Source organism: Merdimmobilis hominis (assembly GCF_900104615.1).
In the GTDB taxonomy this organism is placed as follows: domain Bacteria; phylum Bacillota; class Clostridia; order Oscillospirales; family Ruminococcaceae; genus Merdimmobilis; species Merdimmobilis hominis.
Map to the genome: position 1 here is coordinate 1,923,278 of NZ_LT629939.1, position 20,505 is coordinate 1,943,782.

General features: G+C 53.7%; 15 protein-coding genes. 11 read left to right on the forward strand and 4 right to left on the reverse strand.

Translation table 11 applies throughout. The features are described from left to right. Nucleotides 1–6: 6 nt before the first annotated feature. The 11 genes from BQ5353_RS09320 (at nt 7) to BQ5353_RS09370 (ending at nt 15,219) form a co-directional block, all read left to right on the forward strand. Entirely contained in the window at nt 7–1,326 is a 1,320-nt protein-coding gene (locus BQ5353_RS09320) for an amidohydrolase (protein WP_204211298.1), read from the forward strand. A 102-nt stretch (nt 1,327–1,428) separates the two neighbouring features. Continuing rightward, nucleotides 1,429–2,730 (forward strand): amidohydrolase, encoded by a 1,302-nt coding sequence (locus BQ5353_RS09325; protein WP_071427988.1) that lies wholly within the window; start codon nt 1,429–1,431, stop codon nt 2,728–2,730. Nucleotides 2,731–3,065: 335 nt separating this feature from the next. After that, on the forward strand, nt 3,066–4,373 hold the full coding sequence (locus BQ5353_RS09330) for an amidohydrolase (RefSeq protein WP_054331759.1): 1,308 nt from the start codon (nt 3,066–3,068) through the stop codon (nt 4,371–4,373). Nucleotides 4,374–4,454: 81 nt separating this feature from the next. Next, nucleotides 4,455–5,771, forward strand: coding sequence for an amidohydrolase (locus tag BQ5353_RS09335; RefSeq protein WP_054331832.1), 1,317 nt, complete (start codon nt 4,455–4,457; stop codon nt 5,769–5,771). A gap of 25 nt (nt 5,772–5,796) precedes the next feature. Then, nucleotides 5,797–6,087, forward strand: a complete 291-nt coding sequence (locus BQ5353_RS09340) for a hypothetical protein (RefSeq protein WP_054331760.1) — start codon at nt 5,797–5,799, stop codon at nt 6,085–6,087. A 292-nt stretch (nt 6,088–6,379) separates the two neighbouring features. Continuing rightward, complete coding sequence (gene abc-f / locus BQ5353_RS09345; RefSeq protein WP_071427990.1) at nt 6,380–7,861, forward strand: ribosomal protection-like ABC-F family protein; 1,482 nt, start codon at nt 6,380–6,382, stop codon at nt 7,859–7,861. A gap of 382 nt (nt 7,862–8,243) precedes the next feature. Continuing rightward, nucleotides 8,244–9,554 (forward strand): hypothetical protein, encoded by a 1,311-nt coding sequence (locus tag BQ5353_RS09350; RefSeq protein WP_071427992.1) that lies wholly within the window; start codon nt 8,244–8,246, stop codon nt 9,552–9,554. 464 nt (nt 9,555–10,018) lie between these two features. Beyond that, nucleotides 10,019–11,152: a hypothetical protein gene (locus BQ5353_RS09355; protein ID WP_143117209.1), complete on the forward strand. Its 1,134-nt coding sequence runs from the start codon at nt 10,019–10,021 to the stop codon at nt 11,150–11,152. Nucleotides 11,153–11,452: 300 nt separating this feature from the next. Next, the gene (locus BQ5353_RS09360) at nt 11,453–12,424 is read left to right on the forward strand and encodes a hypothetical protein (RefSeq protein WP_054331763.1); all 972 of its coding nucleotides are present in this window, start codon (nt 11,453–11,455) and stop codon (nt 12,422–12,424) included. Between the two features lie 200 nt (nt 12,425–12,624). After that, a complete protein-coding gene (locus BQ5353_RS09365) occupies nt 12,625–13,830 on the forward strand; it encodes a hypothetical protein (protein ID WP_054331764.1) in 1,206 nt (401 codons plus the stop codon). A gap of 249 nt (nt 13,831–14,079) precedes the next feature. Continuing rightward, entirely contained in the window at nt 14,080–15,219 is a 1,140-nt protein-coding gene (locus BQ5353_RS09370) for a hypothetical protein (RefSeq protein WP_071427994.1), read from the forward strand. Between the two features lie 180 nt (nt 15,220–15,399). Here BQ5353_RS09370 and BQ5353_RS12560 read toward each other — a convergent pair whose 3' ends face one another. The 4 genes from BQ5353_RS12560 to pyk form a co-directional block, all read right to left on the reverse strand. Continuing rightward, entirely contained in the window at nt 15,400–16,476 is a 1,077-nt protein-coding gene (locus tag BQ5353_RS12560) for a GNAT family N-acetyltransferase (protein WP_082398618.1), read from the reverse strand. 70 nt (nt 16,477–16,546) lie between these two features. Continuing rightward, complete coding sequence (locus BQ5353_RS09380; RefSeq protein ID WP_071427996.1) at nt 16,547–17,446, reverse strand: LysR family transcriptional regulator; 900 nt, start codon at nt 17,444–17,446, stop codon at nt 16,547–16,549. 301 nt (nt 17,447–17,747) lie between these two features. Beyond that, entirely contained in the window at nt 17,748–18,590 is an 843-nt protein-coding gene (locus tag BQ5353_RS09385; RefSeq protein WP_054331767.1) for a class B sortase, read from the reverse strand. 12 nt (nt 18,591–18,602) lie between these two features. Then, entirely contained in the window at nt 18,603–20,372 is a 1,770-nt protein-coding gene (gene pyk / locus BQ5353_RS09390; RefSeq protein ID WP_071427998.1) for a pyruvate kinase, read from the reverse strand. Nucleotides 20,373–20,505: the final 133 nt, after the last annotated feature.

A 20,505-nucleotide genomic window follows, 5' to 3' on the forward strand; every position in this document is an offset into this window, starting at 1 on the left:
TATTTCATGAGCATGACCAAAGAGCAACTGAAGCAGAAAGCCTGTGAGGCCATCGACCAGAACCGGGAGAAGATCGTAGCCCTGGGACGTTCCATCTTCAGTGAGCCGGAGCTGGGCTACAAGGAGTTCAAAACCGCCGACAAGGTGAAGAAGGTCTTTGACGAGCTGGGCTATGCGTATCAGGACGGGGTGGCCATCACCGGCATTGTCGCCCCCCGCAAGGGCCGCAAATCCAATATCCGGGTGGCGGTCATGGGTGAGCTGGATGCGGTAGTTGCCCCCGGCCACCGCTGTGCGGACCCCAAAACCGGCGCTGCCCACTCCTGCGGCCACAACGCCCAGATCGCCTCGATGGTGGGGGTGGCTTACGCCCTCAAGGACACCGGCATCATGGAAGAGTTGGATGGCGACATCGTGCTGATGGCCGTCCCCTCGGAGGAATATGTGGAGATCGAGTACCGCAACGAGCTGAAGAAGGCTGGAAAGATCTGGTTCCTGGGCGGCAAACAGGAGTTCATCAAACTGGGCGTCATGGATGACATCGACATGATGGTCATGCAGCACCTCACCACCCCGGAATATGCCTATGAGGGCAAAAAGGTCCTTTGCGGCTGCGGATCCAACGGCTTTGTGGGCAAGCTGATCCGCTACATCGGCAAAGAGGCCCATGCGGGCGGCGCGCCCCATCTGGGCATCAACGCCCTCAACGCGGCCAACATCGGCTTGGCGGCGCTGGCTGCCCAGCGGGAGACCTTCCAGGACAAAGACCACATCCGGGTACACCCCATCATGAACAAGGGCGGCGACCTGGTCAACGTGGTCCCTGCCGACGTACGGCTGGAGACCTATGTCCGCGGTTCCAATATGGAAGCCATTCTGGATGCCAGCTTTAAGGTGTCCCGTGCCTTCAAAGCGGGCGGTGATGCGGTGGGCGCCCAGTGCGAGATCACCGACCTTCCCGGCTACCTGCCCACCATCGAGGCCATGGAACTCAACGAGCTGATGGCCGGCAACCTTTCCGGCCTCATCGGTGAGGAGAATGTGGCGGTCACCGGCCCGGCCAATTCTGGGTCTACTGACCAGGGCGACCTCTCCTACATCATGCCCACCGTTCAATCCTTCTTTGCGGCGGCCTCTGGCATCGGACACAGCGAGAGCTATGAGATCGCCGACGAAGAGCTGGCATATATTGTCCCCGCTAAGGCGATGGTGATGACCTGTATCGACCTGCTGTGGGATGGCGCGGCCAAGGGCATTGAGGTGAAAAACAACTACAAGCCGGAGATGACCAAAGAGGAATACCTGAAAAAGTGGGGCAATATGTAGCCCTCAACCAACCGGAAGAAGGGGAGGGGCCGCACCTGCGGCCCGCCCGTCTTGATACACGCGGGGCACCCCCGCTTGAGACAAAGAGAGGAAGTGCTGCAAATGAGCGTATCCAGAGAAGAACTGAAAAGAAGAGCCTGCGAAGCAGTAGACAAAAACCGGGACAAGATCATCGCCTTCGGCGAATCGGTCTTTGCAGAGCCGGAACTGGGCTTCAAAGAGTTCAAGACCTCCGCCAAAGTGAAAAAAGCCTTTGAGGAGATGGGCGTCGCCTACACCGATGGCCATGCCATCACCGGCGTCATCGCCCCTTTTAAAGGCAAGGAATCCAAGCTGAAAGTGGCCCTGATGGGCGAGCTGGACGCAGTTGTCTGCCCCGGCCACCGCTGCGCAGACCCGGTCACCGGCGCTGCCCACTCCTGCGGCCACCATGTGCAGATTGCCTCCATCATCGGCTGCGGCCTGGCGCTGAAAGACAGCGGCATCATGGATGAACTGTCCGGCGACATCGTGCTGATGGGCGTCCCCGCCGAGGAGGGCGTGGAACTGGAATACCGCGCCGGCCTGATCAAGGAGGGCAAGATCCACTTCCTGGGCGGCAAACAGGAGTTCATCTATGAGGGCGTGTTTGACGACATCGATATGATGATCATGCAGCACACCATGGTGGACGAGAATGTCAAGGCCACTGCCGGCGGCGCTGTCGGCAAGGGCTTCATCGCCAAATACATCCGCTACATCGGCAAAGAGGCCCATGCGGGCGGCGCGCCTCACCTGGGCATCAACGCCCTCAACGCGGCCCAGATCGGCCTGATGGCCATCAACGCGCAGCGGGAAACTTTCCAGGATAAGGATTCCGTCCGGGTCCATCCCATCATCACCAAGGGCGGCGACCTGGTCAACGTAGTCCCCGCCGATGTCCGCATCGAGACCTTCTGCCGCGGCAACAATGAGCCCGCCATCCTGGACGCCTCCAAGAAGGTGGATCGGGCCCTGAAAGCCGGCGCCGACGCCGTGGGCGCTCAAGTGGAGATCATCGATCTGCCCGGCTACATGCTTCCCTATGAGCATCTGCCCCTGAAAGAGCTGGTCACCGAGAACCTGGAAGCCCTGGTAGGCAAAGAGAATGTGGGCCCCGGCGTTGGTTACACCACCGACGCCAACGACGTCGCCCATATTGTTCCCACCGTCCACGCCTGCATCGCCGGTGCGGCCGGTGTGGGCCACAGCTCGGAATATGAGATCACCGACAAAGAGAACGCTTACATCGTCGCCACCAAGATGATGCTGATGAGCTGCATCGACCTGCTGGCAGATGGGGCTGAGCGCGGTCTCAAAATCAAGGAGAGCTGGAAGGCCCCTTACACCAAGGAGCAATACCTCAAGGAGTGGGGAAACCTGTAAGAGCAGCGCCAATACGTAGGAAAAGGGACCGCTTTCGGCGGTCCCTTTTTGTTGGAAGGAGCCTGTGGCAGCCAGGCGGAGCCACCTTATAAAAAGGGGGAGAACTCCCGGTTGGTTGGAATTCATAATATTAATAAAAATACTGGTGAAATGGGCCATTCCCTGGGCAGAACCGGAAATTTTGGAAAAAACCAGTTGCCGAACTTCCAAAATTCGTTTATACTTAAAGAGCATAAGGGGCTGTTTTGTCCGTCCTGCACATACAGTTCCCTCAATTTCCCTCTTCTAGAAAGAGGGGTGCTGCACTTTTAAGATGGAAAGGAAGATTGTTTATTATGGCGACTAGAGAAGAACTCAAACAGAGAGCTTGCGAAGCCATCGACAAAAACCGTGACAAGATCATCGCTTTGGGCGATGCGATTTTCTCCGAGCCTGAGCTGGGCTACAAGGAGTTTAAAACCGCTGAAAAGGTGAAAAAAGCCTTTGACGAGATGGGTTATACATACACCGACGGCCACGCCATCACCGGCATCATCGCTCCTTTGAAGGGCGGCGAGTCCAAAGTGAAGGTCGCCATCATGGGCGAGCTGGACGCCGTTGTCGCCCCCAACCACCGCTGCGCCAACAAAGAGACCGGCGCTGCCCACTCCTGCGGCCACCATGCTCAGATCGCCTCTATGGTCGGCGCTGCCTACGCCTTCAAAGACACCGGCATCCTGGAAGAGCTGGGCGGCGACGTGGTGCTGATGGCTGTCCCCGCAGAAGAGTATGTGGAGCTGGGCTACCGCAACGAGCTGCGCAAAGCTGGCAAGATCTGGTTCCTGGGCGGCAAGCAGGAGTTTGTCCGTTTGGGCCTGTACGATGACATCGACATCTGCGTCATGCAGCACACCGAGCTGGGCAATGTCATCAACTGCGGCCAGAAATACAACGGCTTTGTGGGCAAACTGGTGCAGTACATCGGCAAAGAGGCCCACGCAGGCGGCGCGCCTCACCTGGGCATCAACGCCCTCAACGCCGCCCAGATCGGTCTGATGGCTGTCAACGCCAACCGGGAGACCTTCCAGGACAAGGATCAGATCCGCGTCCATCCCATCATCACCAAGGGCGGCGACCTGGTCAACGTGGTCCCCGCCGACGTCCGCATCGAGACCTATGTCCGCGGCAACAACGTCCCCGCCATCCTGGACGGCAGCTTTAAAGTCACCCGTGCCTTCAAAGCCGGCGGCGACGCAGTGGGCGCCCAGTGCGAAGTCACCGAGCTGCCTGGTTATATGCCCTTCGTGGTCAACAACGAGCTGGATGACGTGATGTATCAGAACGCCCTGAAGCTGGTTGACACTGACAAGATCAAAGTCGACCTGGAAGGCCCTGGCACCGGCGGTTCCACCGACGCTGGCGACCTGTCCCACATCATGCCCATCATCCACGCTCATGTGGGCGGTGCGGAAGGCATTTTCCACAGCGAGAGCTTTGAGGTCCCGGACAAGGAGCTGGCTTACATCACCGCTGCCAAACTGCTGGCTACTACCACCATCGACCTGCTGGCTGACGGCGCTGCCAAGGCCCTGGAGATCAAATCCCACTTCAAACCCCTCATGACCAAAGAGGAGTACCTGAAGGATTGGGGCCACATCGAATAATCTGCCTTGTAAGAGGGCGCCGGTTTCCGGCGCTCTCTTTTTGCAATTACTGTAAAAAAAGGTTAGGAGGATTTGGACAAGATGGATAGAACCGAGCTAAAGCAAAAAATCTGCGCTGCCATCGACCAGCACCGGGAAGAGATCATCGCCCTGGGGGAGGACATCTTCCGCCACCCGGAAATGGGGTATAAGGAGACCCGCACCGCAACGAAGGTCTGCGAGGAGTTTGACAAACTGGGCTTCTCCTACCAGAGCGGCTTGGCCCTCACCGGAGTGATGGCCAAACTGAAGGGCGGGGAATCTAAGGTCAACGTGGCGGTCATGGGGGAACTGGATGCCATTATCGCACCCCAGCAGGAGTTTGCCGACCCCGTGACTGGTGCCGCCCACTCCTGCGGCCACAATGCTCAGATCGCCGCCATGGTGGGGGTGGGCTACGGCCTAAAATACAGCGGCGTATTGCAAGAACTCTCCGGCGATGTCACCCTCATCGCCATCCCCGCTGAGGAATACGCCGAGATTGAGTACCGCAGCCAGCTGAAAAAAGAGGGCAAGATCACCTTCCTGGGCGGCAAGCAGGAGTTTATCAAACTGGGCCTCTTCGACGATGTGGACATGGTGGTCATGCACCACCTCACCGTCCCCAGCCTGTTGGAGAACGGCGGTCTCGCTCAGGCGGGCGGCGCTTACAACGGGTTTACCGGCAAGCTGGTCCGCTACATCGGCAAAGAGGCCCATGCCGGCGGCGCGCCCCACCTGGGGATCAACGCCCTTAACGCCGCCCAGATCGGACTGGCGGCGGTCAACGCCAACCGGGAAACCTTCCAGGACAAAGACCACATTCGGGTCCATCCCATCATCACCAAGGGCGGCGATTTGGTCAATGTGGTCCCCGCCGATGTCCGCATTGAGACTTATGTCCGCGGCTCCAGCGTCTCCGCCATTCTGGATGCCTCCGCCAAAGTCAACCGGGCCTTTAAAGCCGGCGCCGACGCGGTGGGGGCCCAGTGCGAGATCACCGAAATCCCCGGCTATATGCCGGTGGAGCCGGACAAAAACCTCCAGCAGCTGCTGTACGAGAACTACTGCGCCCTTTTAGGGGAGGAGAACGTCCTCTTCGACCACGGCATGATGGGCGGTTCCACCGACCTGGGCGACCTCTCCGCTTTGATGCCAGTTATCCAAGGCAGGACCACCGGAGCCGCAGGCATCTCCCACAACAGCAACTACTCCATCGCCGACAAGGAGATGTCCTATATTGTATCCAGCAAGGCCCTGGCCATGACGGTGGTGGACCTGCTGTGCGACGGCGCCAGAGAGGCCCTTCGGGTGAAGGAGGAATTCCGCCCCATTATGACCAAGGAGCAGTACCTTAGAGAGTGGGGCCAGCTGCAATAAGCGGCCGGGAAGGGAGAGGGTACCTTTGCAGCCGTCGCCTGTCGATCTCCACGACCGCATGGTCCAGGAGTTATACGAGAAAAAATCCCTGCCGGCGCTTGCCTATCTGATCGAAGCGGGGCGGGAGCTGGAGTTTACCTACCGGGGGAGGGAATACTTCCTCTCCCGGGATACCCAGGTGGCCTATGTTTCCCTCTGCCAAGGGGAGCGGGAAACGGGGTATGGCAGCATCCCCCTCCTCCTGGAACAGGCGTCTCTGGATGGGGTGCCCTTCCGGGATGCATGGCCGGAGGTCGTCTTGGGAACCCTGTTTTAATGGGGCGTTTCCATTGACACTGCCATTGGAATGTGCTATGATACCCATAATTTCAAACAGATGGGAGCTGGGAATGTGCGCAATTTTTCTTGCTAGTGATTTGGGGAACCGATGGCTGGCGGCAGATGGCCGCCCGATTTGTGTTGCCCGCTGCAAGAAAGAGTTGCCTCATTCCAGCGGATGCCGTCCCTTTTTAAGGGGATAGCCCTGTGCGTCGCAAAGCCGTGGGAAAGGAATTCTTTCTCGCGGCTTTTTTCGCCCTGTGGGGCCATTTTGTTTGGAGGCGATGCAAATGTCTATGATTCAAGTGTCCCATTTGACCTTCGGCTACGAGGGCAGCTTTGACAACATTTTTGAAGATGTCTCCTTCCAGATCGACACCGACTGGAAGTTGGGCTTTATTGGCCGCAACGGCCGGGGAAAAACCACCTTTTTAAACCTGCTGCTGGGGAGGTATGAATATACCGGAACCATCACCCACTCGGTGGAGTTTGAATATTTCCCCTACCCGGTGGAAGACCGGGAAGAGATGACCTTGACCATCCTGGAAGGGATTGCCCCCGAGGCGCAGCTATGGGAGATTCAGCGGGAGCTCTCCCTGTTGGAGGTGGAGGAAGGGGTATTATACCGGCCATTTTCTACTTTAAGTAATGGAGAACAGACCAAAACTCTGCTGGCGGCCCTCTTTTTAAAGGAGAACCGATTCCTTTTGATCGATGAACCCACCAACCACCTGGACACCCTCGCCCGGGAGAAGGTGGGGGAGTACCTGGCGGGGAAGAAGGGGTTTATCTTGGTCTCCCACGACCGGGCTTTCCTGGATCGGTGTGTGGACCATGTGCTGTCCATCAACCGGGCGGATATTGAAGTGCAGCGGGGGAACTACTCCTCCTGGCAGCAGAACAAGGACCGCCAGGACCAAAGGGAACTGGCGGAGAACGAGCAGCTGAAAAAGGATATCAAGCGGTTGGAGCAGGCCGCCCGCCGGACCGCTGGATGGTCGGACGCGGTGGAGAAAACCAAAAAGGGAACCCGCAACGCCGGGCTGCGGCCCGACCGGGGATTCATCGGCCACAAGGCCGCCAAAATGATGAAGCGGGCCAAATCCATCGAAGCCCGGCGGGAGGATGCCGCCCAGGAGAAGGCAGAGCTTCTCCACAACCTGGAACAGGCTGGCCGCCTCAAGCTCCCCTATACTCCTTATTATAAGGAAACGCTGTTGGAGGCGACAGACCTATCCCTTTTTTATGGGGAGAAAATTGCTGTAAAGGAAGTGTCCTTCACCGTCAAGCGGGGGGAACGGGTGGCCCTGGTGGGGCGCAACGGGTCGGGGAAATCCAGCATCCTCAAATTTCTATTGGGGGAGGAAGTCAAGGCGTCTGGCACGCTGCGGATGGGCAGTGGCCTGATGCTCTCCTATGTGCCTCAGGACACCTCCTCTTTAGCGGGGGAGATGCGGGCATTTATCCAGCGGGAAGGGCTGGACGAAAGCCTGTTCAAAGCCATTTTACGGAAACTGGATTTCTCCCGTGCCCAGCTGGAGAAGCCCTTGGAGGCCCTCAGCCAAGGGCAGAAGAAGAAAATCCTCCTGGCCCGGAGCCTCTGCCAGCCGGCTCACCTGTATATCTGGGATGAGCCCCTCAACTATGTGGATTTGATCTCCCGCACCCAGATTGAGGTGCTGATTGAGGAATTCCAGCCCACCATGCTGTTTGTGGAGCATGACAGAATGTTCTGCGAGAAGGTGGCAACCAAGCAGGTCTTGCTGGGATAACCGGGGAATAGGAGGGCGAAAAATGGCGCAGTCAAGGGGTTTTTCGGGAAAACGGCAAGCTGGGCTTTCGCTTTTGGAAGGAATCGCCAGTGCAAAATAGGTTTGCAATATCTGGGGATGGAATCGGAAGCCACTGCCACCAGTGGGGAATGCTGGGCGAGTGTTTTGTAGAAAAATGTATAAAATCACAATGAAAAAACTGAAATAAACAAAATTAATTGTGCAACTATAATATAAAATAGTTACAAAAAAATGACAAGTGGTTTCAATTTGGGGTGTTGCCGTTTTGAAAAAGCCACGGTATAATGGCGACAGCCGATGGGGAAGACCCACTAGGCCGAAACGATTCATCATCAACCAAAAACCAAGGAGGAAACCACCCATGAGAAAGACTCTCGCCCTTGCAATTGCCTGTGCAATGCTGGCCAGCATGTCCAGCGTGGCTTTTGCTGACACCACCACCGACACCAAAACCATTAAGGTAGACGAGACTTCTGCCATTTATATGCTGGAAGACGAAGACAGCAACGTCCTGAACAAAGTCGACGGCAGCAACCTGTCCCTGGAGCCCGGCGATTCGTTCTTCATCGAGATTCTGCCTGAGAACGCTGGTGAGAACATCCCCACCAAACTGGCTGGCCAGTACAAAGTTGTCACCGACTGGCAGACCGGCAAATCCAGCTTTGAAAGCGCTTCCATCACCACCAAAAAGGTAGCGGAGGCCACCGGCAAATACATCACCAAGAACCCCCAGTACGGCCTGGCTGCTTCCTATGATAGCCTGGACGCTCTGAAAGCTGCCGTCGACGCTGTAAAAGTGGAAGACAACTCCAGCTCTTCCGGTGCTGCCGCCATTGCTGAGGTCCCCCTGACCGAAGAGCAGAAAGCGGCAGTCATCAAGACCTACACCCAGGAATTTAAAACCGATTACAAATATGTGGCCCAGATCAACACCAAAGCTTCCTACAGCACCAAAGAGGTCGATCTGAACGGCACCGTGAAGGTGGTCAAGAAGACCAGCAGCAACTCCTCTTCCGCCAGCTCTGTGGAGGTCAACGCAGTGGTTGCTTATGAGAGAGCCAACGTAGACGGCGACAGCCTGGAAGTTTCCAAAGATGCCCCTGTTGTCACCTTTGACGATGTGGATGGCGAAGTGGAGCTGACCTTCGGCAACAATTTCACCTTCATTGTCAATGCCAAGAATCAGGACGAGCTGTTCCTGGGTTACACCGAGAAGCCCGTCAGCAGCATCATCGACCAGAACGAGGATGCCAGCATTGATTTCATCACCTTCTCCAGCAAGCCTTCCTTCAACCGTATCGGTGAGTTCTACATCTACGCCGATGAGGATTCCTACATCTACGAAGTGACCGAAAACGGCCTGAAAAAGCTGAACGCCAAATACGACGAGGATTCTTCCGCTTATGTGTTTGAGACCAGAACCCTGACCTCCTACGCCATCAGCGATATGGAGCTGACCTACAACGGTTCCGCTGTGGAGGATGATTCTTCCTCTTCCAGCAGCTCCTCCAGCAACGGCGGTTCCAGCAATGGCGGTTCTACCACCACCAAGCCCAGCAACCCCAACACCGGTTCTGCTGACATGGTGAGCGCAGCCGTAGCCGCTGCTGCGGTTTCCCTGGTTGCCGCTGGCGCAGCAGCTTACAAAAAAGCTTCCAAAGACGAGGAATAATTCGCGATAGAGAATCTTTTCTTCCAAAAACACCCCTGGCTCTGGGCCGGGGGTGTTTTTTTGCGTGGGCCTGCAAACCCGCATAGGGACGCCAAAAAGTTACAATCTTTGTAACGAATTTCACCAGGGGAGTTAGATAGTTACAAATAAATTACAAAAAAATATCAAAAAGGTCTTGCAATTTGTTCCAGCATCGGCTATAATGGGGTTACACCAAGGGGATGTGGAGAGCGCCCCCGCGGTAAAACTGATTATTTGAAAAATTGTAAGGAGGAAATAACCCCATGAAAAAGTCTCTTGCACTGATTCTGGCTGCAATGATGGTTGCTGGTACTGCTTCCGTTGCTTTTGCTACTCCTAAAGAGGATCTGTCTGTTGACGCTAGCAGCCCTTACTATGTATGGAAATCTTCCGATGGCTACTACTCTGAGGCTACCAGCTTTGAGTATGGCGACAGAGTTGCTATGCTGCTGGAAGGTGATCTGATCGATTCTAAAGATGATGAGACCAAGAACATCAATAAGTTCCGTGTGTTCGCTGACTGGAAAGTTGGTTCTTCCCTGGTCGAGGACATGGACATTGAGTACAAAAAAGTAGAGAAGTCTGTTACTGGGGCGTACAAAGGAAAAGATGTTCCTTCTGCTCCTAAGATGGATGTAAGCTATAACGGTGAAGTTTATACTGTTACTCTTAGTACCACAAAAGCTACCGATTTTGTTGGTGAGAGCGAGAAAGCAGCAAAAATTGAGGCTCTGGTTAAGACCCGCGTTGAGTCTGCGGTGAAGAAAGATGATTCTTCTGATGCCAAAGCTGTGTTGGATAACCTCAAGGCAGAGATTCTGAAAGACAACGATCTGAAGGAAAAAGTCTTTGGTTACTACTATGAGAAAGACACTGCTAAGACCGATAAGAAGTACGCTTGGGTTGCTTACGTTGATCTGAAAGACAGCAACAGCACCAAGATGAGCGACCTGGCCGGCACCATCCGCGTTGCCAAGACCACCTCTGCTGACGCTGAGAAAGTTGACTTTGAGATCGAAGTTGGTTACGGCAAAGAAGAAGTCACCGACAGCGTTACCTATGATGATGATAAGCCCGTTCTGGACTTCGACGATATTGAGGATGTTATCGACATCGAGTTCGGTGAGTCCGGCAACGATGCTCTGTTCACCGTTGATGTAACTGGCCAGGGCAAAGTCAATGTCAAATTTGACACCAAATTTGACGCTGATATCGCTGCTAAATACCCCGAGGCTAACCTGGAGTTCGTCAGATGGAGCGCTAACCCCACCTTCAACAGAACTGGTGACCTGTACATCTACGCTGATGAGGACACCTTCCTGTACGAAGTGACCGCTGACGGCCTGAAAGAGGTTTCCAAAGCTGAGTACGATGAGGATTACGGCGCTTGGTACCTGAGAACCCGCAGACTGGGCACCTATGTGATCTCCGACACCGAGCTGGATCTGTCCGCTTCCTCTTCTTCTGGGGACGCTTCCTCCTCCGGCACTTCTTCCTCTAACCCCACCACCGGTGGCACCACCGGCACCACTGGCGGCAACCCCGGTGACAAATACAACCCCAACACCGGTAGATAATTTATCGCTGTGATTACCTTCGCGCTGGCGGTTTCGGCCGTGTCCCTTATTGCGGCAGGTGCCGTTGCCGTAAAATGCGCGGCCAAGTAAACCTCCAATAGGTTTCTGCAATTCCCCTCAACCGTCTCTCCCGGTTGAGGGGTTTTTGTTTTGGAAATATTACAAAATTATGACAGAAAAACGGAGGAAAGTATTGCATTCCCTGCCAAAATACGGTATAATAGCGATAGTTCAGAGGAATATATTGGAGAGTATATGCCTTTGGCAGACTGTAAGAAAATTCTAGGAGGATGAAATCCCATGAAAAAGGCACTTTCCCTGGTTCTGGCTGCTCTGATGGTCGCCGGTACCGCTTCTGTTGCTTTTGCTGCTACTGGTAATGTCACTTTTGCTGATGAAAAACTGGGTGTTTATGATGACAGCGATAGCGTAGTTGAGTTTGACAAGGAAATCAGAAAAGGCGATAAAGTCTGCATTAAGCTGGATAATACCTTTGACACTGATGATGAAAAGAAAGAAATGGATAAAGTCAAGGTCAAAGTTGACTACAGAAGCGGTGCAGAGCTGGTTGAGAAGGTCGATATCGAGTACCTGAAATCTAAAGACACTGACAAGTACGGCTACTATGTGACCATCGACACCAAGAAGTCCTCTGATGTTAAGCTGAGTGACCTGGTTGCCAACGTTAAAGTTTACAGAACTTCTCCCAACAATCCCTATGACGAGATGCAGATCGACTTCAGCACCGTTGGTTATGATAAAGTAACCTGGACTGAAGATAGCGAGATGATCGTTTACGGCAAAAAAGACGGCGAGTACATTGATCCTGTTGTCAAATTTAAAGACATTGAGGATACTGTTACCATCACCTTCGATGGCGTTGGTGAGTACGAGATCAATGTGAAAGACCAGAACAATCTGTTCCTGGGCTTCAACACCGATGTTGTCAGCGAGATCAACGACAAGTATGACTACGCTGAGCTGGAGTTTGTAAACTTCCCCGGTGAGCCTGCTTTCTATAGAACTGGCCTGTTCTATCTGTACGCTGACGATGCTGAGAGCTTTGTCTACGCTCTGAACGACGGCAAGCTGGAAGCCATTAAAGCTACTTACGATGAAGAGTACGATGCTTACAAATTTGCTCTGAGACAGTTCCCCGAGTCTCTGATCATCTCCGACACCGAGCTGGAGATCGTCAACGACAGCACCGATACCGAGGGCGAGACCACTCCTTCCGATACTGTGAAACCCAACCCCGGCACCGGCAGATAATCTTTTCGCTACACTCGTAAAGGTTTCTTCCAAAACATGATCAAACCCGCCTCCTCTCCAGGGCGGGTTTTTTCATATCTTGCGGCCTGCTGTTACCAATTTGTAATATCTCTGTAAAATTTTGCTTGGGGGTTCCCTTTCTGTAAAAGATCGGGTATAATAAAGGTAATCTGATCCAGCAATTTTAGGAGGAGTTAACCATGAAAAAGCTATTGGCGGCTCTTATGGCTGCGGCTCTGGCCATGGGAATGGCGCTGCCTGCCTTTGCAGAAGAAAACGCTATCATTGATGAAGTGGATATGAATAACAACGATGATGCTTACTACTATCTGCCCGGTAAAACTTATAAATTTAACTTGGAATCCGGCGGCTATGAATTGGATTCTGAGTTCTACGAATATTTTCGTACATCCCTCAAGATTTTGGAGGGTAAGCAATATATTGAAAAATGTGACATCGAAAAACAGCGAGATGGCACGTATGATTTAGTATTTAAAGCCAAAAAAGGGCTGTCTTATACAGAACCAAAATTGATTAAAATTCAGATCAATGCTAAGGAAAAACGCAATAGCGACAACCGGGGTGAAGAACTCGCAGAAGGGGAGACCTACTTAGAGTTTGAAGTCGGCTATAATGACACGGCTTATGTCTCTGATGAGGTCTATTATGTGAACCCGGAAGAGCCTATCATTGAATTTGGCAGCAATTTGGATAAATGCACTCTGATTTTTGATTATAAATCAGAGTATACTGTCCGTCTGGATGAAAAGCTTTCCTTCAACATCCTCTCTTCCACTGAACCAGTCGAATGGGTGGAGGAAGAATACGGCGATGATGCGGATTTGACCTACATCTCCTTTTACGCCAAACCCACCTTTGAAGACGCCAAGGGTAAATTCCGGATTTACGCCCCTGGTGCCAAATACGCCTATGAGATCACTAGCAAAGGCTTGGTAGAGCTAGATACCACCAAAGTCAAAGAGAATTACCTGGAATTCACCACCAAACAGTTGACTTCCTATGTTGCTTCGGACAAAAAACTGGATAGTTCGGTTTCACCCAGCGGTAGTTCCAGCAGCAAAGCATCTTCTACCTCCAGCAGCAGTACACCAGCTTCAAGCGGTTCCAGCAGCATAGCGTCCTCTAGTTCTTCTGCAGGGACACCTAGCCCTGCCCCTTCGGGGAAGCCCAACCCCAACACCGGGGTCGGTGCCTTGTATAGACAGATTCACCAGTGTATGCAGATGTGTGTAGAGAACTGTGAGAGTTGTCCCATGTGGGGAATCGATTGCCCTGTAGAGGGTTCCTACGGTAGGCAAGCTCGTCTGCGTGCAGGAAACGGCGTGGCCCCCGCCTTTGCGGGAGCAGGTTGCCGGGTGGAATCCCGTCACTGCGGATGCAGATAGGCGCTTCGCAAACTTTGATTTTAAACCGCCTCGGCCTTCGGGCACGGGGCGGTTTTCCTGTTGAATATGGCGTTTCTTTGATGGGATAAGAGAAAATAGAGGAATCTGTTTCCTGATAGATTTCATTATTATTACATTTTGTTACTATAATTACAAAATGGCAACAAAAACCTGTTGCAATCCTCCTGGCATGCCCCTATAATAGAACTCGAGCAAGACGCTCACCAAAAAACAGGAGGTATTTACACTATGAAAAAAGCAATGGCGTTGCTGCTTGCAATGGTTACTGCAATGAGCTTTGCAACCACTGCTATGGCAGACACAGCTTCGACTGCTTCGGATAATGACAAAGAGATCATTGGCATTGTTCTGGAAAAGGATGAGGATGGCATCGCATTGGAAAGCGGCACCCTTCTCACCCCCGGCAAAGAGTACAAATTCCCCATCTATGTCAAAGAAGAAGGGAATAAAACCTCTCCCTTGACGGAAGATGACCTGAAGTCCTACAACCTTCGCTTGGAGCATGAGGAAGGCAAATCCAGCCTCGACTCCTTCAAAGTTGTCAAAGAGGGCGACAAAAACTACCTGGAAGTCAAGGTAAAAGCTGGCTGGCCCACCAAACAGACCGAAGTTTCCTACCGGATGAAATTGGTTGGCAGACGCGCTGGTATGGAGTCTGTAGAAGCCCTGGACATCAACTTTCTCACCGGCTATGAGTTCGCTTCCGATTCTATGGTAAGCAGCTTGGGCGAAGATGACTACATCACCGCAGATCCTAATGCCCCTGTGTTCACCAAAGAGCAGCTGGAGCGGATTGCCAGCGTCAACAACTACAAAAAGGTGACCTTTGCCAACGGCAGCTGGACCTTCCAGACCAGCATCAACGACATGGATTCCATCAACATGCTCAACAATGAGAATGCCATCAAAGAAATCATCTCCGCTTACCCGGACAACGATTTCAAATTCATCACCTTCCCCGCTGGCACCAAATTCCCTGGGAAAGGCACCTTGACCGTGGACGTCTCCGATCTGGAGGCTGGTTTCAAAGGCAACTACTATGTGTACCGTTACCTGAATGGCAAGCTGACAAAACTGGATGCTTCCTTTGTGGAAGAGGATGAGACCCTGGTTCTTGAAACCAACACCCTGGGCCGCTTCGTGATCACCGACAAGGAGATCAAAGACGGTTCCACCGTAGTAGAGGGCATGGAGCCCAGCAGCTCTGAGACCTCTTCTAACTCCTCTAGCAGCGAGAATGGTTCCAACAACTCCGGAAACAGCGGCAAGCCCAACCCCGAGACTGGTGTGGGCGCAAGTGCTGCTATCGCCACCGCTGTCATCGCCATCTCTGGCGCGGCTCTGGCTTTGAGCAAAAAATCCAGATAAGGATAACACCCAATCCATTGGCTTGAGCGTCAAAAAATGAAACGCGCGGCAGTTCCGGTTGGAACTGCCGCGCATCTTTTTTTGACAATGAAAGAGAACTTTGGCTGAGGGGGAGAGAAGGCTAAGCCCTCTACACAAGGAGGAAGGAGAGAAGAGGGGCACTGCAAGACCGGTGCTGCCTTATTCCTCCAGTCCGTAGACGTCCCGGTAGACCGCAGCCTTGAGCAGGCCGAAATCCATCTCCTCCAAGGGATCGGGGTAGGTCATCAGCATCAAGGGCATAAAGGGAAATTGAGGCTGCAAAGACGGTTGCAAGTAGGGCTGGGTACAGAGGTGGAACCCATGCCGTTGGTAAAAGCCGATCCGGCGGCGGGCCATCTCCCCATTTTCCGGAGGTTCCACCTCCAGGACAATGGGCTGCCCCTCTCCGGCGGCGACCGCATCGAGGAATTTCCCCCCTAAACCGCTGCCTCTCTGGGCCCCATCCACTGCCAGATGTTCCACAAAGGTGTAGCCATCCAACCGCCAGATGGCCATAAAGGCGATGATCTGGCCGGAGCTATCCCGGTGGAGCAGCAGATGGTAACAATCCTTATTCAGGAGAGCCTTTTGGCCGGCATAATCCCGGCGCTCGGAAGCGGGGAAGGAAGCGTCCATCAGCCCCCAGACCCGTTCAAAATCTTCCGGGGAGATGGGGTTCTGGGTGGAGTGGATCTCAAAGGGGAAGGGGGGATCGGGGAAGAATGCGCCGGCATAATGGACGGTTCCGGCTGCATTTTTTAGCCCGTCTTCCCGCAGGGACAAGGCCATAAAATTGGCATCCTCCACCGGGAAGGGGCAGAGAATCCCAAATCGGGAAGCGGGAACGAACCCAAACCGGGGGTAATAGGCAGCGTGCCCCAGCACCACAATCCCGTCAAACCCCTCTAGGGCGGCCTGGGAGATGGCTTGCTGAATGAGCTTGGATCCAATACCCTTTCCTTGGTAAGAGGGCAGCACAGCCACTGGGGCCAGAGCTAAGGCTTTGCAGGGACTGTCGCCGATGGTGAGGCGGGTGAGCATACAGTGACCCACGATCTGCGCCCCATCCAAGGCAACAAGGGCAAGGCTTGGAAGGTAGGCGGGATCTTGCCGCAGGCGTTCCACCAAGTTGTGTTCATCCCCATCGCTGTGCTGTGCCTGTTCAAAGGCGGCATAGACCACCTGGCGGATGGCTTTAAAGTCCTGGGGGGATTCGGGCCGGATGAGAAGATTCATAATGAGATTCCTCCTGGTAAAGTTGATTTCGCAGCTTTGCAGGCCTCTTAGGGTTCATTCCTGCATGGGGCTACAGCAGCGATTTGTTTTCTAGCACCAATTGGGAGAAAAAGCGCATGGGTTTGGTGAGGTACGCATATTTTTTGTGGATCAGGTACAACTCCTGAAAGAGGGGGTCTGCCAGAGAGGCATAACAGATGCCAGAGGAGCCATAGGTGTCATCTTGGGGGCAGAACCCGATTGCAACGCCGGAATTTGCCAAGTTGAGGATGGAGAAGGCATTTGGGGCTTCAGCTGCCACTTTGGGGACAAAGTGATGCTGCTGGAAATACCGGTCCAGCCGCATCCGCAGGACAGTTGTATTGCCTGGCAGAATGAAAAATTCTTCTTCCAGCCGCTGGATGGGGATAGAGGGGAGCTCCCCAGGGGCGCTGCTTTCAAAGGTGGAGAGAGGGTTGCTTTTGGGGATGGCCAACAGGATTTCTTCTTGTTTGAGCATGGCATATTCCAGTGAAGGCTGCTGATCCGCAATGGGAAGTATACAAAAATCCAGCCTTCCTTCCCGCATCATGCCAAGGATTTCCAGGGATGAGCCCTCGAGGACATTCACCGTGCACTCTGGGTAATGGCTATACAGCTGGGGGAGGATTTTGCTCAGAAAGTGCAGGGATCTCCCACCCATCAAGCCTACGCTGAACAAAGCGCGCTCGTTGGCGCAGATGTCTTCGATTTCTCGATACATTTTGTTGTTGATTGCCACTATCTTCCGCACCCCTTTTAGGTAAACTTCCCCCGCCGGGGTCAGTGACAACGTCTTGTCCCGGTAGAAGAGAGGGGTTCCCACACTGGATTCCAGCTTCCGCAGGTAGCTGCTCAATGTGGGCTGAGAGAGATAGAGCCGCTTTGCAGCTTTTGAAATGCTTTTCTCCTCGGCAATGGCAATAAAATAATGAGCTGTCTTCATATCCATAGAAAAAAATCATTCCTTTCTGCAAATCGTCTGGAAGAGGGAATCTCCCAGTGGCTGCCTGCTTGTAAAGCGGTCTTCTTTTTCCTATTATAATTTTTCCAGAGGGGAAAATCAAATTTTATTAATGGCCATTGGCAGGGGCCACGCTGGCAGAGGTGATTGGCCCCTGAAGGCGTGGGGAAAAAGCCGAAGATTGCGGAGGAGGCCCCCCTCATCTATCTTCCCCTGGATATGCAGATAAAAAGCCGAAGCATAAAAAGAGGGCCCCCTCCAACGGGAGGGGGCCCTCTTTTTATGCTGTTTAGTTGAAGTTGGGAGCCTTGGGGTTGGGGTTCTTGGTCACGTTGACGGTGTCCTTGATCTCTTCGCCAGCTCTCAACAGACGGGCCTGCACCACAAAGCGCTGATTGGTGTTGCTGGGGCCACCGAATTTGTAAGTACAGGTGGAAAGGGTCAGAATCTTGTCGCCGGTGTTGACATCTACATCGTAGTTCAGCTCGCTTCTCAGCCGGGCCTCTTTGATGATGTTGTCAAAGGTGGCAGTGTCGGGGTTTTCCAGATGGTACTGGAAGCCGGTGTCGGTGTAGAAGACCGCATACACCTGGAAGACCATGTCATCCTCGGGGGTGGAGAAGTAGATGTAGGGGTTCTTGGAAGCCCAATCCACATCCAGGTAGTGCATCAGCTGGGCAAATTTTAGGCCGTTGGCTTTGTCTTCCATGTTGTGGCCGTAGATGATGGTGTTCTTGGTCAGGTCGTTGCGGGTGCCGAAGGTGTTGCCGCCGTCTGCATAATAGCAGCCATACCAGTTGTATTTCTGGGTGATGTCGCGGCGCTCATAGTACACATTGTCGCCCACCTTTTGCAGGACTTCCGCATCGATGGTGGTGTTGGGGATGGTCAGCCAGCCAACAACATCGCTGTTTTGGGCCTGGGCAGCAGCGATTTTATCCAGGGTTTCTTTCTCTGGCTCGCTGGGGTCGCCGGGGTCCTGGGAAGGCTCTTCCACCATAGAGGAACTCTCCGAAGAAGAGCTCTCGGAAGGCTCACCGCGGTCTTTACAACCTGCAAAGGAGAAGACCATGACTGCTGCCAACAAGGCGCAGGCGAGGGATTTCAGCTTCAAAGTAGGTTTTTTGTCCATTGAAATGCTCCTTTATCCTATTGTTTTTTCCCCTGTGGGGGTAACATTGCTGACAATATTGCGTCCGGCATCGATGCATACCGCGGTTCCGCTGCGCAAAATGGAAGTCGCACCAACCGCGCCAACGATGACGGGAATATCCAGGGTCAGCCCAACAATGGCTGCATGGGAGTTGATGCCGCCGGTCTCGGTGATGATGCCGGAGGCCTTTTTGAGGAGGTCTAAAATGTTGTTGGAGGTCTGTGGAATTACCAATATATCATTTTGTTTGAAATTATTCAAGGCCTCCTGCTCATTTCGCGCTACGCACAAGGTGCCGACCTGGGAGAGCTTGTTGATACCGGTGCCGGAGACCAGCACATCCCCCACCACGTGGACTTTGAGAAGGTTGGTCGTTCCGGAGATGCCGATGGGCACGCCAGCGGTGATGATCACCAAGTCGCCGTTGCTGATGAGACCCTCCTCCTTGGAACGCTCCACCGCGTGGGCGAACAGGTCGTCAGTGTTGTCTTTAAAATCCACCAGCACCGGCACAACGCCCCAAGACATGCTCAGGTGATAATAGGTGCTTTTGCAGGGGGTGCACCCGATGATGGGGATTTTTGGACGGAACCGGCTGCTCATCCGGGCGGTGTGGCCCGACTGGGTGACGGTGATGATGGCCGACGCCCCCAGGTCATATGCGGTGGTACAGGTGGCATGGCTGATGGCATTGGTCACATCCCCGGAGCTGTATTTATCCCGCTCGCTGTAGAAGATGCCCCGGTAGTCGATCTCTCGTTCGGTCCGCTCTGCGATGACCGCCATAGTCTTGACCGCTTCCACCGGGTATTTGCCAGAGGCAGTCTCCCCAGAAAGCATGATACAGCTGGTGCCATCGTAGATGGCGTTGGCCACATCGGTGGCTTCCGCCCGGGTGGGGCGGGGATTCTTGATCATAGAATCCAGCATTTGGGTGGCGGTGATCACCGGTTTCCCGGCGAGATAAGCCTTTTTGGTCAGCTTCTTTTGCAGGATGGGGATTTCCTCCATGGGGATCTCCACCCCCAGATCGCCCCGGGCGATCATCAGGCTATCCGACACTTTGAGGATGCTGTCGATGTTTTCAATCCCCTCGGCGTTTTCGATCTTGGCACAGATCTTCATGGTGCTGCATCCGGCTTTGTCCAGGATGTTCCGGATTTCCATCACATCCTTGGCGCTGCGCACAAAGGATGCGGCCAGGAAATCAAACCCCTGCTCCACCCCGAAGAGGATGTCCTCCCGGTCCCGGTCGCTGACGTAGGGGAGGGAAAGCCGCACGCCGGGGACATTGACCCCCTTGTGGTTGGATACCTCCCCGCCATTGATGACGGTGCAGAGGATGTCAGACCCTTTGACCTCAGACACTTTCAGTTCAATCAAACCGTCATCCAACAGGATACGGGTGCCGGGGGAAACGTCTTTATAAAGCTCCTTATGGGTGATGGCAGCGCGATGGGCGTCACCCAAAATCTCTTCGGCACAGAGGACAAACTGGGAACCAGGGACCAAGGTGGCTTTGCCGTCTTTAAAATCCCGCAGGCGGATTTCCGGCCCTTTGGTATCCAGCATAGTGCCCACCGGGAGGCGGAGTTCTTCCCGGCATTTGCAGACCATCTGGTAGCGGGCCAGATGCTCCTCATGGGTGCCGTGGGAAAAATTGAACCGAGCCACATCCATTCCGGCCAGCATCAATTCTTTGATCTTCTCTTCCGAATCGGTGGCGGGCCCCAAAGTACACACTATTTTTGTTTTACGCATAGATTCACTCTCCAAATTTAGGTTGCCCGTCTGAGCAGACCGCCAGTAAAAAGGCGATACAAACCATAATAACTATAGCGCACCAGGCTGTAAAAATCAATGCCTCCCGCCATTTTCGATGAGAAAAACTGTG